13 protein-coding genes are annotated in these 12,827 nt (G+C 65.2%); 5 read left to right on the top strand and 8 right to left on the bottom strand.

Annotated features, from left to right (window positions below):
* The 3 genes from BM333_RS15390 to BM333_RS15400 all read right to left on the bottom strand — a co-directional run.
* Window positions 1–672 (bottom strand): hypothetical protein (locus tag BM333_RS15390; protein ID WP_092313800.1); only part of this gene is annotated, 672 nt, incomplete at its 3' end.
* A gap of 116 nt (window positions 673–788) precedes the next feature.
* Window positions 789–1,346: a hypothetical protein gene (locus tag BM333_RS15395; RefSeq protein ID WP_143105864.1), complete on the bottom strand. Its 558-nt coding sequence runs from the start codon at window positions 1,344–1,346 to the stop codon at window positions 789–791.
* Between the two features lie 248 nt (window positions 1,347–1,594).
* Window positions 1,595–2,149, bottom strand: coding sequence for a helix-turn-helix transcriptional regulator (locus BM333_RS15400; protein WP_177221930.1), 555 nt, complete (start codon window positions 2,147–2,149; stop codon window positions 1,595–1,597).
* Window positions 2,150–2,455: 306 nt separating this feature from the next.
* Between BM333_RS15400 and BM333_RS15405 the strand changes: the two genes are divergently transcribed.
* Window positions 2,456–3,253 carry a hypothetical protein gene (locus BM333_RS15405; RefSeq protein ID WP_143105865.1) on the top strand — a complete coding sequence of 266 codons (798 nt, stop codon included), beginning with the start codon at window positions 2,456–2,458 and terminating at the stop codon, window positions 3,251–3,253.
* A 206-nt stretch (window positions 3,254–3,459) separates the two neighbouring features.
* A complete protein-coding gene (locus BM333_RS15410) occupies window positions 3,460–4,329 on the top strand; it encodes a DUF4365 domain-containing protein (protein ID WP_143105866.1) in 870 nt (289 codons plus the stop codon).
* Between the two features lie 538 nt (window positions 4,330–4,867).
* On the opposite strand, the gene BM333_RS15415 is transcribed toward BM333_RS15410, so the two are convergent.
* Window positions 4,868–5,887, bottom strand: coding sequence for a PAS domain S-box protein (locus BM333_RS15415; RefSeq protein ID WP_092313815.1), 1,020 nt, complete (start codon window positions 5,885–5,887; stop codon window positions 4,868–4,870).
* A gap of 618 nt (window positions 5,888–6,505) precedes the next feature.
* Between BM333_RS15415 and BM333_RS15425 the strand changes: the two genes are divergently transcribed.
* Entirely contained in the window at window positions 6,506–6,694 is a 189-nt protein-coding gene (locus tag BM333_RS15425; RefSeq protein WP_092313818.1) for a hypothetical protein, read from the top strand.
* 157 nt (window positions 6,695–6,851) lie between these two features.
* Here BM333_RS15425 and BM333_RS15430 read toward each other — a convergent pair whose 3' ends face one another.
* Window positions 6,852–7,862 (bottom strand): GNAT family N-acetyltransferase, encoded by a 1,011-nt coding sequence (locus BM333_RS15430; RefSeq protein WP_177221934.1) that lies wholly within the window; start codon window positions 7,860–7,862, stop codon window positions 6,852–6,854.
* 104 nt (window positions 7,863–7,966) lie between these two features.
* Window positions 7,967–8,749 (bottom strand): DJ-1/PfpI family protein, encoded by a 783-nt coding sequence (locus tag BM333_RS15435; RefSeq protein ID WP_245777318.1) that lies wholly within the window; start codon window positions 8,747–8,749, stop codon window positions 7,967–7,969.
* A 122-nt stretch (window positions 8,750–8,871) separates the two neighbouring features.
* On the opposite strand from BM333_RS15435, the gene BM333_RS15440 reads away from it, so the two are divergent.
* Entirely contained in the window at window positions 8,872–9,855 is a 984-nt protein-coding gene (locus BM333_RS15440) for a GlxA family transcriptional regulator (protein ID WP_092313828.1), read from the top strand.
* 273 nt (window positions 9,856–10,128) lie between these two features.
* On the opposite strand, the gene BM333_RS15445 is transcribed toward BM333_RS15440, so the two are convergent.
* Together BM333_RS15445 and BM333_RS16370 are read right to left on the bottom strand one after the other, a co-directional pair.
* The gene (locus BM333_RS15445; RefSeq protein WP_092313831.1) at window positions 10,129–10,482 is read right to left on the bottom strand and encodes a hypothetical protein; all 354 of its coding nucleotides are present in this window, start codon (window positions 10,480–10,482) and stop codon (window positions 10,129–10,131) included.
* A gap of 89 nt (window positions 10,483–10,571) precedes the next feature.
* On the bottom strand, window positions 10,572–11,066 hold the full coding sequence (locus BM333_RS16370; protein WP_143105867.1) for a DUF805 domain-containing protein: 495 nt from the start codon (window positions 11,064–11,066) through the stop codon (window positions 10,572–10,574).
* A gap of 106 nt (window positions 11,067–11,172) precedes the next feature.
* Here BM333_RS16370 and BM333_RS15805 point away from each other — a divergent pair, with 106 nt between their 5' ends.
* Entirely contained in the window at window positions 11,173–11,469 is a 297-nt protein-coding gene (locus tag BM333_RS15805) for a hypothetical protein (protein ID WP_143105868.1), read from the top strand.
* The last annotated feature ends 1,358 nt before the right edge of the window (window positions 11,470–12,827 follow it).

Raw genomic sequence — 12,827 nt, forward strand, 5'->3', positions numbered from 1 at the left:
GTTGAACGAGCCGGCCTGGGCCGCGGCCGAGTTCGGGGCCGAGCCGTTGAAGGCGACGGCGACCGAGTAGGGCAGCTTGTTGGTGAACTGGGCCGGGTCGTAGCCCGAGGTCGACGGGTTGCTCATGCCGTCCGGGTTGCCCTTGGTCACGCGGACCAGGTTGCGGGTGTTGCAGCCCGCCACGTTGGTCTGGATCTGGGCGGTGGCCGGGGCGGTCATGTCGAAGGCCGAGGCCGGACCGACGTTGTCACGCGCTTCGATGCCGATGGTGCCGAAGTCGATCGTGGTGTTGACGTTGCCCACGAAGAACGAGCAGTCCGGGTTCACATCGCCCGTCAGGGTGAAGGTGTTCGACGTGCTGGTCTGAGCCGTGCCGTTGTCGCCTTCCGACGAGCCCGACAGCGTGATCAGCGAGATGTTGGAGTTGACGCCGTTGGACTGGATCGCCGGGATGACGGTGTTTTCTGCAAAGCCCTGCAGGAGGGGACCAAACAGCCAGACGCCGCCGACCTGGGTGTTGTTCACGGTGCCCGAGATATTGAAGCTGCCGGGCCCGGGCGGGTTGATGTTGATGCTCCCGGCCATGGACCAGTTGTAGACATCGTCCGCAGCGGCGGCGCTGGCCGAGAACAGCGAGGCGATTGCGACGCCCGCGATCAGAACTTTTTTCATCATGATTCTCCTTCGAGGGCGTTTTTGTGTTGAGCCCCACCTAGTGTTGGATCGGATTTACTCTACGCTTACTAACTAGGCTTTCGGCGCTATTTGAAGCGCCGGAACAGATCCGCTTACGTTCGAGGTGCAAGCGTGATCGTCACGGTTTCCGAGTACCGGCCCGCAAGCAGTCCAGCGCCAGGCGCGGTCTCGAAGAACATGCGGATGCGCGCCGGGCCGTCGGAGATCCCGTTGAGGCTCGAAACGACGGCGCCGGCGCGCATCTGATCTGAAGTGAAGGCGCTGCTGACGGTGCGTCTGGTGGGCTGGCGCACCGGCAGGTCGACCTGCATCTGGTAGCCGAGACGACCCGCGTATGGTCCCTGCCCGAGCGGCATGGTGGTGTGGGCGAGCCCGCCGTTGGCGGAGGCGAAGGTGAGCGCGAAGGGCACGTTGCAGTCCAGCGCCAGTTCGGTGCGCAAGGTCATGCCGCCGCCGTCGATCGAGCCAAGATGCCGGTCCTGGATGGAACCCATCCCGCAGCGCGGCGTGATGTAGCCGGACACTTCGATATCCAGGCGCTCAACGCCGGCGAGCGGCGCGTCCGGGTCGCTGGCGAGCGCCCCGGCGGGTGCAAGAGCCGTCAGGCTCGCCGCTGCAGACGCAACAATGATTCGACGCCAGCCCCTCATCCCCCAAGCCCCTCTGAAACTCGGAGGACTTATCCACACCCCCGGCTCGACGAGAACTTGATCGTTAAGAAAAGGTTAAGCGTCTCCCAAATTGGATAGGGACAACCGCAACCGGCTGACGAAAGCTGATTGTGGCGCCGGTTAACCACATCTGGCCCCGGAATCGCTGACGAATCGCCTGTGGGGCGAACTCCGGACGAGAAAGTAATTTTTTATTGCAACGCTTTGTCGGGAGGCCCGAATGGCGGCTAGCTCAGCCGAAACGGCGCCAGTGCGCGAAAAAATTCCCCTCGGGTCGAAACGCCGAGTTTGCCGTAAAGCCGTTTGATGTGGGTCCGCACCGTGCCGATCCCGACGTTCGACATGGCCGCCAGTTCATCGGAACTGTGGCCTTCGAGCAGCCCCGTCGCCATGCGGTTCTCAGCTGGGGTGAGACCGAAGGCCTGGGCGAAGTCCGCCCATCTCGCGACGTAGTCAGGGCCTGTGGAATGAAAGACGAGGCCGACGATCGTTTCCGGCTCGGTTGCGAGCCTCCAGGCCCTCAGCAGCAGCCCGCCCTCGCCCGACGGCCGGCGATAGAACCAGGCGGACATTTCCGATGAGGCGCTAGCCAGAAAAGCGTCGAAGGCGGCGCACTGATGCGGGTCGGCGACCCGGACCTGCTCGCGCGTGGCGTGGAAGTCCACGCCGCCATTGAGGTACCTGTCCGCCCCACGGTTCGACCAGACAAGGCGACCAGCGCCGGTCAGGATCATTCTGTTGCGGCCGTCGACCAGCAGCCAGCTGGAGACCAGGCCCGCCACGTCGAACCGTTCCCGATCGCTCAGCCGAGGCCGGCGTACTTGTAAGACGTCCCCCAACGTCGCCCCCGAAATATCCATGGAGTCCATAATCGACACGAAACCCTAACGCAATGCAACTTACGCTCGCGGCTCACGAGAATCGGGTTGCATGGGTTCGGCGGAGGCGGCATCGCTGACGCACTGGAACCGTGGGGGACGAGCTGGATGCGCAGACAGGCAGGGAGATTTGCCACAGGGGCCCTGATCGCAGCATTGGCGCTGGCCCCGGCGGCCGAAGCCCAGGATCCCGCGGCGGGAGCCGGCTCGGTGGAGATCGCCACGGGGGTGCAGGTCCAGAACCGGGAAGACGAGCTCGGCGATCTGCGTCGTTATGTTAGCGAAACGACCACCTCCACCACTTTGGTGGATGGCCGCGCTCACGAGCGTTCCAACCGCCAGGCGTTCGAACTCTCGACCATGGCCGTCACCGCGCGGGGCCTGCTCTTGAGGTTCACGCTGCGGGAAGCGCAAGCGCGGGACCCCGAGCAGCCTTACCTCGACGCGCTGCTTAAGGGCTGGGTCGACATTCCGCTGGAGGTCATGACCAACCGCTCAGGCGCGCCTGAGCGCATCGTGAACTGGCCGCGCGCCCGCGAGGCCTACTCTGCGGCCCTGGCTCGGCTCGCCCCGGAGCATGGCGACATCGCCAGCGGCGTTGTTGCGGCTCTGGATGGCATGGAAGACGGGCCGCGAGCGGCTGCGGTCCTGGCTGACCTGGTCCTCCTGGCGGCGGCCCAGCCCCGGCAGCCCGTCCGCGAGGGGCGGGTGGAGGTCGCGCCTGAGACCCTGACCGCTTCATCGGGCGCCAGCATGGTCGTGACCCGCTTCGCCGAGTTCGGATCGGTGGAGGCCGACGCCTGCACCGCCGTCTACCAGTCGGGCACGACGATGGCGGCCGGGGCCGACGCCTCGACGGCCGAAGCCCTTCGCGCCACCTTGTCCACCTGGGACGGCTGGGTGATCGGGCTTGAGCAGACCTCGGAAACGACGGCGCCGGCCGGGCGGATGATGAAGACCGTGACGATCCGCCGCGACCCTCCCGGCTGCGGCGCGCCGCAGAGCTGAACCTGGAGTCTCGGGCCGAGTGGGCGCAGCCGTCAATGCGCCCACCCGGCCCCGATCCGGACGGTCGGCTTCCCTGGTGGAGCCTTCACTGGGCAAAGACTCCGGCAATCGCAGGGACAGGACCGCGCTTGACGTCAACAGCTTCACCACAGGAGGTCGGGAGCAGGCGAGCCTGCATCTCCGCGGCTGTGCGTGCGATCGGCGCCATGGGGCTCATCTGGCGCGAGACCGGTCCGGACCCCCTTGGCGCCGACGGCGAGATCGGCTTCGTCGACATCAGCGGAGAGGCGACGGGGCGGCGGATACTGGTCCGGGCGGAGCCACAGGCCGGACCGGACGCCAGTGGGCGCCCCGCGCTCGACGAGCGTGCGCAGCGGTACCTTTCTGCGCACCCCTTGCCCCTCATCTGCGTGTCGCATGATCCCGCCAGCGGCGCCTGCTACTGGGGCGAGGCGTCCGCAGGAGTTGAAGAGAGCGAGCCGCAGCTCCTTGCACCCGACGCGGTCACGGCTCTCTCACAACTCTCCGGGCGTGCCGGCGGCGCCTGGCAGGACGACCTGCCGGAAGTGCTCGGGCGAATGCTTGAGCGACGCGGCAGCGGGCACTTCCCGGTCAGTCACTTTGATCTCTTCGTCCATGGACTGACCGACATCGCCCGTTCCCTCTACTTTGGAACGGATCTGGCGCTGCTTGTCGCCGAGCAGAATCTCGCGGCGACCGAGCCCGCCCTGGAACTCCGTGCGGGCCATCGGGAGCACGCCTTCCTGTTCGACTTCGTCCGGTTCCTGGTGGCGCAGGACCTTGCGGCGGTCGATTTCCCCCGGCGTCTCGTCGATTGGGTCGATCACGGCCGCCAGGCCCAGTTCGTCGCTCCACTGACCCGGCGCGGCCGAGAGCTGGTCCAGCTCATACAGTCGCTTGAACGGCGACTGGTGTTGACCGGCGAGCTCGCCGACGCGGGTTATGCGCAGGTCGCCCAGGAGGCCTTCTTCGGAATGGCGCCGAAGTCGCTCGGGCCACGTCCGGCACGGATCAGGCGATTCCAAATGGCGCTGCAGCGCCGCACGACCTGCTGACGATAATCGCTCACGAACCTGTCCTTAAGTCGGGCGTGTCGAATACATCGCCCCTGACCCATGGCGCGCCCGGCCTCATGCATGCTGGCGTGCTGAGCGGTATCGCGTCGGCCATTCCGCGTCGTCGGGCCTCAACCGGTCATCCCTACCCGCCCTGGCTGAAGCAGCTGGCAGGTGACGTGACGCGAAACCCGCCGCCCCGAGGGACGGCGGGCCTGATCGAGGCATTGCATGAAGGTGACCATTGATGGTCGAACACCACTACGGCGAAGGTCGCCCCAAGTGTCAAGATGTTTAACGCCCACACCCGGCGACCGTGGTCCCCGGGGCGCCCGTCTGGGCACGCCACATCACACCCGGGGTTTGCGACTTGCCGTCAGCGTAGGCTTCGTGCGTGTTGACTTCGGGCGCGCCCGAAGGGTGGTCGGTGCGGCCGCGTCGACAACCGGGTTGCTCCCGGCTGGCTCTCTCACGCCTTGGCTGGCTCTCTCACCGGGTTGGAACGGCGGCCGACACGGAGTGGAAACCGACCTTGAGTCTACTGATCGACTTCCAGCGTCTTCCGCGGGATGGTCATCTGGCAGTACAGCCCGTCGGGATGATAGGCCATGATCACGTCCGCTCGCAGGGCCATGGCGGCGACGTGTTTAATAAGGCGCGTGCCGAAACCTTCGCGTGTGGGCGTCTCCACAGGCGGGCCCCCTTCTTCGCGCCAATGGATTCCGAGCGCCCCCCCGCTCTCATTATCCACAAACGCAAATCTCACCGCCACCTGCCCGCCGACGCGGCTGAGCGCACCGTACTTGGCCGAGTTGGTTGCGAGCTCGTGCGCAATCATCGCGAGGATCTGAGCGGCCTTCGGTCCGAGGGAGACCGGCGGGCCCAACACAGTCACGTTTGTGCCCTGCTGCGTGCGATACTGGGCCAGCTCCTTTCGCAGAAGTTCGCCCAGGTCTGCGCTGGTCCCTCCACCTGCCCGAAGGATGTACTGGCTTGCGGCCAGGGCGGTCAATCTGTCCGCGAGCACCGCCCGGAACTCTTCTACGCTCGATGCGCTGGCGGCGCTGATCGAGACGATAGAGCTGACGACCGACAACTGGTTCCTCATCCGGTGTTCAAGCTCGCGCGAAGTCGCCTCCCGCAACTCCTCCAGTTCCTTTCTTTCGGTAATGTCCCGATGGACCACTGTGAGGATCACCCTGCCATCGATCGTCTGGCGAGACACCATCGCTTCGGAGGGAAATTCTTCCCCATTCTTCCGCCGCCCCCGAACCTCCCGGCTGCGGCCCATCAAACGCGTCGTGACGCCCTCGCCGGAAGCGAACCCGCGCAAATGACGGTGATGATCAGTCCGGTCGCGGAGGGGAAGCAGCATATGAACTGAGTGGCCGATCACTTCGCTCGCGCTGTATCCAAATGACCGCTCGGCCGCGGGATTGAACGTCAATATGCGTCCGTCAGCGTCGGTGCAGATTACGGCGTCCGCAACAAGCGCCAGTGTTTCCGCGTTCAGAGCGGGTTTTGTCCCGGGGGAATCCGGGGGGCCGACGCTCTTCATCCGCTCCCCCTGAAAAATATCCGCCTTACGCTGAAATATTGAGACGATGGCGCCCGGATTCGCAACGTTCTTTGTCTACTTTCTGTAAGCCAGTCCGGCACTCTCTCCCACATCAATATCGCTAACCGCGATTGGGCTACTCAGCGCTGGGTTGATGAATAGAATGAGCACCGTCCAAGGGGTCGGTCATGATCGACACAGACGAAACTGGCCGGCTTTCGACCATGCCGGACCTCGTCTGGACACCGGGCCCTCCGCCGTGTTCGCGGGGCTTGTTAGCGGTCTCCCCGGCCGATCGCGTGAGCGCGCCGCCGCCATCTCCTCGCCACCTTCAGCTGCTGCCGAATGGCCAATTTGTGCTTCGGCTTTAGCGGCGCCTTGGGCCCGATCAGACGGCCGGCATTCCAAGGGCGCTCGGGTTGAATGAACAGGTCAGACCGGCGCATGGGCAACCCCCATTGAGGTCGCCTGCCTGACTGTCGCCATTCTACGCTTTCAGCTTCTCTTCAGCGCCAGCGGACTGCGCATCACCCGCCGAAATGCGACACCCCAACCGGGCAGCGCGCTGCGGCGTCAGCGCCGTTTTGCCCCTCCAGGATCGCGCTGTATTGTCCGCGAATGACCGACGCTCACCGAATTGAAGCCCTTCTCAACATCGTGGACGAGACGCGGAGTGAGAACCGCGATGAGAGCGAGAAGCTCGTCGTGCTCGGCCTCGCAGAACGCCGAGGAAAGAGCGGATTCTGGCCGACGAATGCAGGGTGGAACCTGATGGGCGACCGCGGGCGTCCCTACGACAATACCTAGGCTTGCGCGATATGAGCTGCCTGACGTCGACTCAGCGCCAACAACGGAGATCGCCTGATACCCCGGAAGTAGACGTCGACTGCTCGGCGAGCCTACTGCTGATCGGCGGGGCTTCGCGCCGCTATGGAGGCAGCCTTCAGCCCGGGGGGTTCCGACCTCAGGCGATGATGAGTTCCGACAACGCCTCGAAGCCATCAACCAAATAATCCGGAGCGGCGATCTTCAGCGCCTGGGACGTTGCGTACCCCCAGGTGACGGCGGCGCTGGTGAAGCCGGCCTTCCGCGCGGCCTCGACGTCGCGGGTCTCGTCGCCGACGCAGACGACCCGGCCGGGGGCCACGCCCAGTTCCTGCTGTACGCGCGTGAACAGAGGCGCCTTGCCGAACAGACCGGCTCCGCAACGAAACCGGCTGATCCGGGCCATGCTGTCCGCCCCGAGGATCTCGCGGACGGCCGCCTCGGAGTTGGAGCTCACCAGGGCCAGCCGTACGCCGGCCTCGTGCAGGCCGTCGAGGAAGCCTTGAGCGCCCGGAAACAGCGGGATCGTCGGGGCCTCGGCGAGAAACATGCCCCGCATGTCGCGCGCGATGGCCGGCAGCTTCCAGAAGGGAATCCGCAACTCCTTCAGGATCTGGCGGTTCGACAGGCCTCGCAGACGCTCGAGCATGGCGTCGTCGGGCCGACGCAATCCGTGTCGTTGGCAGAGGCCTGCGATGTTCGCCAGCATCCATGGCGCGCTGTCGGCCAGCACGCCGTCGAAGTCGAGGATGACGAGGTCGAACTTCCTGACTTTGAGTCGCACAGGGCGAGGCTTGCGCATCTTCCAGACGTCAACGGCGAGCCCGTGGAACATTGTCCGCGACAGGCCGTCGAAATGAAATCCGAGCCTCTCGTAAAGGCGGCGGGCTGCCGGGTTGCTGGTGAAGACGGAGAGCGTGATGTCTCCCGGGACGGTCTCTTCCGCCGCGCGGATCAGCGCCGAGCCGATCCCGCGACCCTGGTAGGCGGGATCCACGAACAGGTTGGAGACATGAGTTCCGACAAGCTCCAGGAAGCCGACCGGCTCGTCGCGCAGGGTAGCGACCAGTCGCACCTCCGCGGGCTCCAGCGGGGCCTCGGACGTGAACGCGAAGCTGTGCGCGGGCATGAGTCGGCCGTAGGAGCTCATCGCTGCCTCCGCCGCGATCCGCTGACAGTTCTTGCGATCTGAAGACTGGAACCAGCGGATGGCGACGGGGTCCAGCGTTTGCAAGGCAGCCGCTGCGGCAGCCATCACAGGACCCCGATAGTGGCCGCATCGCGGACAAAGGGCGCAAGCGAGTTCGTAAGAAGGTCGGCGATCTCAGAGCGCGCAGTTCGCAGCGAACCGCCCGCGATCGGCGGCTCCGGATCGTATTCCGCCATCAGGACCGCCGCCTCGGCCATCGGCCGTCCCCGCAGCTCCGCGACCAGGGCGGACCCGAAATCCAGGCCGGCCGAGACGCCGGCCCCGGTGATCAGCGGGCCGTCGCGGACGATCCGGGCGCGTTCGGGGGTCGCGCCGAATTGGCTCAACAGCGGTACAACCGACCAGTGCGATGTGGCGCGCCGCCCTCGGAGAACGCCTGCGGCGCCAAGGACCAGCGAGCCCGTGCAGACGCTGGTGACGTATTTCGCGCGCCCGGCGCGGTCGCGGACGAAGTCCACCGTTGGCCGGTCCCGGGCCGCAGCGACGGTGCCGCTGGTCCCGCCCGGCACGAACAGGACGGTCAGGTCGGCCGGGCAGTCCTCGAGCGTCACGGTCGGCTGAACCGCGAGGCCCGTATCGCTCGTCACGGGCCTCAGGTCCGCCTGGTTGCTCACCAGGTGCACCTGGCTGCCGAACAGGCCCGCGAGGAAGTGGTGGGGGCCGATCAAGTCCAGCGCGGTGAAGCCCGGATAGAGCAGCATTCCAATCTGCTCGTCGCCCAGCAGCCTCACCCCAAGGTCGTTCGCCATCGTCCGGGGGTCGCGCCGGTCAGGGGCGGCGGCGGCCGGAGCAGCGGCTGTGGCGGCGACGGCCGCGGCGGCCGCCATGATCGAGCGTCGGGTCATCATCAGGATCTCCCTGGCCCTGCGGGGGGCCTTTGGCGGAGCGCTTGACTAACGCCGTAACGTCGCGTCCTGAAGGACACAGATCCGTCGTTTCAGGACATTCCATGCACAGGGTCACCCTGCTCGCTTATGACGGCTTCCAGGTTCTCGACGCGACGGGACCCGCGGCGGTTTTCGAGGTCGCCGGAGAGTTCGGAGGCGGCTACGTCCTCACCCTGGCCTCGTCGAACGGCGGCCCGGTCCGAAGCTCGTCCGGCCTGGTCCTGCAGACGGCGCCGCTCGCCGAAGTCGGTCCCGGCGACACCCTCCTCGTGCCCGGCGCGGAGTCGCTGAGGGCGGCGATCGAGGACGAGGCGTTGATTTCTGGCGTCAGGGCCGCCGCCGCGGACGGCCGGCGCGTCGCCAGCGTCTGCTCGGGCGCCTTCGTTCTCGCCGCAGCCGGTCTCCTCGACGGGCGACGCGCCGCGACCCACTGGGCCGCCGTGGCCGAGCTCAAACGCCGACACCCGAAGATCCGCGTCGACGGCGAGAGCATCTTCGTAGAGGATCGGGGCGTCTGGACATCGGCCGGAGTGACGGCTGGGATCGATCTCGCCCTGGCGATGGTCGGGAGGGATTGCGGAGACGAACTCGCGAGGAAGGTCGCCCGCAAGCTGGTAGTTTACCATCGGCGACCCGGCTCGCAGTCACAGCATTCGGCGCTGCTGGAAATGGTCACCCCGGATAATCGCTTCGCGCCTCTCCTCGCCTGGGCGCGGTCGCGGCTGGGCGAGCCGCTGCCGGTCGAGCGTCTTGCGGACCAGGCGGCGCTCAGCGTGCGCCAGTTCACCCGGGCTTTCACGAAATCCACAGGGCTGGCCCCCGCCAAAGCAGTCGAACGGTTGCGGGTGGAAGCCGCAAGGGCGGCGATCGAAGCCGGCGCCCCGTCGCTGCAGATGGTGGCGCTCAGCACCGGGTTCCGTGGGCCAGACCGGATGCGTCGCGCCTTTGTCAGGCATACTGGCCTCCCACCAAGCGCGTGCCGCGGTGAAAGGACGCTGTCGGGCTCGACTGAGGCGGGTCCCGTCCCCGACGAGACTAGCGTGTGACAGAGGCCGCAGAGCGCCAGCTCCGGCACCCCGTTCGCTGGAACGGTAACCCCGGCGGCGAGCCAATCGTCGTCGCATTATCGACCCGCCAGATCAAACTCCACCTGCTCCTGACCGCGCATGAGCACCAGACGGTTCAGCTCGCCCCCTGCCTTTCGCCATTCTAAGCGCTCTGCATCTCTTCAGCGCCAAGACCGGACATTGGCGCAGGTGCGGAATGCGGACATTCGTGACGGGACCGGCGGAGCGTCCGCTTCCGACCCGTTGTGGACCTTAGGCGGGGCGACATCTGTCAGCAAAATCGAGCCAGATCGGGCACTCGCCTTTAGCCAGATGGTAACGTGCGATGACCTCGTCAGTTACGAACCCGCCCAGCACCGCGACGACCACCATGATGATCAAAAGCGTTGCATACTGACGCTTTGCCGTGGGTTCGGAGTGCCAGCGGAAGAGAGCTCGGCCCGGACCCACAACAGCCGCCATGAGGCCCGTCAACCCGAAGAGAAGGCCCGCGGATTGGCGAGTAATGATCCCGAACACCACCCAGAAAACAAAGGCAAAGAAGCCCCCAGAAAGGAAAGACCGGTAAGGGACAAGATTTTCCTTAGCGTATGGATACACCAGCATCCCTCAGTTCTCGGCTGACTCAGTGGAGGACTGCTTACCACGAAAGCGACTGTCCGATTGACCCGTGGCGGGCGTTCAGGCGGCCCGCATCAAGGCCGGGGCGGTTTGTAGTTATCTATCCTTGGCCCGACCCTATCGAAGGGCGACTTCGGCACAGGACCCCACCGGTTCGCCATGGGGTCGCCGGGCCTCGCTCCCAACTCTATCGCCATCCAGCCGAAGGCCACGAACGGTGAGGCCCATATCCATGAGAGGTTGAAAGGCAGTGTGACTCCCGAGGAGACAATGGCGAGGCTGATCGCGAAGGTCGCCACGCAAGTTGCGGCGTAGACCCAGAAAGCGATTGGTCTGACATCCCGATCGCGCGCTCGCCTTACCGAGGCATGGTGTTGAACGGCCAAAGCTACCCCCAAGATGACCGCTTGGGCGACGCCTAGAAGAACCGTGGGGTGGACGGACACGCCAGATAGGAATTCACCGTCCCGCGGCATGCTCCGGGCAAAGAACTCCATAGCTTGGAGATAGAGGAAATACGTCACGGCAAACGTCCCCCACCACTCCAGCCGTCCGACCCTCGAGTTCATGTGCTGTCCTCCCGACCATCTCGCTACCCGCAAGCTGAGGGTGTCAGAGACAACGTCCGCCTTCCACCACCCTTACCGGACATTCCTGAGAGGGGTAGCAAGGGCAATGCTTGAACAAGTCCGAGATGCGATCCACAGCGTGCCGGGTGCGCTTGTGGTGCTTGCAGCGCCGCCTGCGCTATGGATGAAGCTGACTTGGGCATCTCCCTATTTGAAGACCTATCGTCACGGCACGTCAGGCGCGCTTTCCGTGCTGGCTGGCGTCCTTCTTTCGGCTTCGCCCCTCGTTGACCTCCCAGGACTGCCGATTGTGTTTGCTGCGGGAATGATCTGCCTGTTGGCAATGGCTGCAACGACGCTGTGGCCCCCGAAGGGATTGGATGACGAACAGAAGGTCCGCTAACCACCCATCGCGGACGTTCGGGCGTACGGCACGCCCTTGTCGGCACCGCGCCATTTCCGGACATTGGCGCTGCGGCAAGAACCGGACCTTCCGAGCGGGGCCCGCCGAAGGACCGCTCCCGAACCGTTGCGGGCTTTCCAGGTACGAGGGTACGCTCAACAGCGTCGTGGAGCGCGTGGTTGAAATACCAAGAGATCAGAATTCGAGACGCAGGACGGCTGGCCCTGATAGCGAGCCTCTGCACTTGCGGTGCGGCCATCGGCCTCCTTTTCCCTGCTGCGACAGCGCGAATGCTCGAGCCCTTACCCCTGTCGAGGCATGGGGAGGACTTGCGGGTGTTCCTAGGCGTGACGGCGCTCATGGCGCTGATATGCTGGTGGTTCGTGGCCAAGTACCTTTTCAGCTCGCCAGCGGACGATGCTCGGATGGTTACTGCAAGGATCGCCCAAGGGAAACCGCTCCCAGCGAAGTTCAACGCCTCGCTACTCGATGCAAACGATCCTGCCTTCTCCGTCCCTACCTGGCGTTATGCTTTGTCGAGATGGCGGGAAGGTCAGTAGTCCGCTGCCCAGCCCCTGTCGGAAGTTCAGGGCACGCGCGGGTCCGGCGTCGGCGATGCGCCAGCACCGGACGTTGCCACGGCGGCGGAAACCGGACCTTTAGATCCCGCCTTGCTGGAAGGATCGCTTCCGACCCGTTGACGGGACGGGGTGCCTGGAAATGCGACATTATGGGCCGCGCGTCTGCTGCGAAGGCAACGACAAGGATGGGCGACCCTCGTCTAGTGCTGGACTTGTTCGATCCAATAACATCTCACCGCTGGTGGGGCGTGATCCTGACTGAGAAGGCATCCGGCTTCTCGCAGCCAGCGAAGCGCGCTTTTCCGATCGCCAGGCTCAGCATTGCCCTTTCCAAGAAGTGGTCATTTTGCAGGGTCGTCCTCACGGCTGCAGAAGTCCATCGCAAGATGGCGGAGAACAACTCGGGGGACACCAAGCTCATCCTCTCTTGAAATCGCTGAGATAAAGTAGCTCGGCCAGTCTCTTTGGGTTTGCTTGGTTCCCGAGCAGGAGGGCGCGAGAAGGTTCAGTCTCGAGCATCCAAGGCAAATCGCGTCCGAGCGGGGTCCTAGTGATCGGCTCTTCGGTAAGCCGTATCCGAATACGGATCGGACTCAGTGAACCCGAATTCTCCGGATCGACCCACTCTACAGAACTCCCGTCTGTCGGGTCTCGGAACCGGACAAGAAGTGGCATTTCCGAGTACAGGAGGTCTACCCAGGCGCTTGACGGCGGCAGGTCCAGCACCGAACGCCACCGCGAGAAGCGGTCAAGGTTCCGCCCGGCTTCGGGGAGGAA

Origin of the sequence: Brevundimonas viscosa (assembly GCF_900116065.1) — a bacterium.
GTDB lineage: Bacteria > Pseudomonadota > Alphaproteobacteria > Caulobacterales > Caulobacteraceae > Brevundimonas > Brevundimonas viscosa.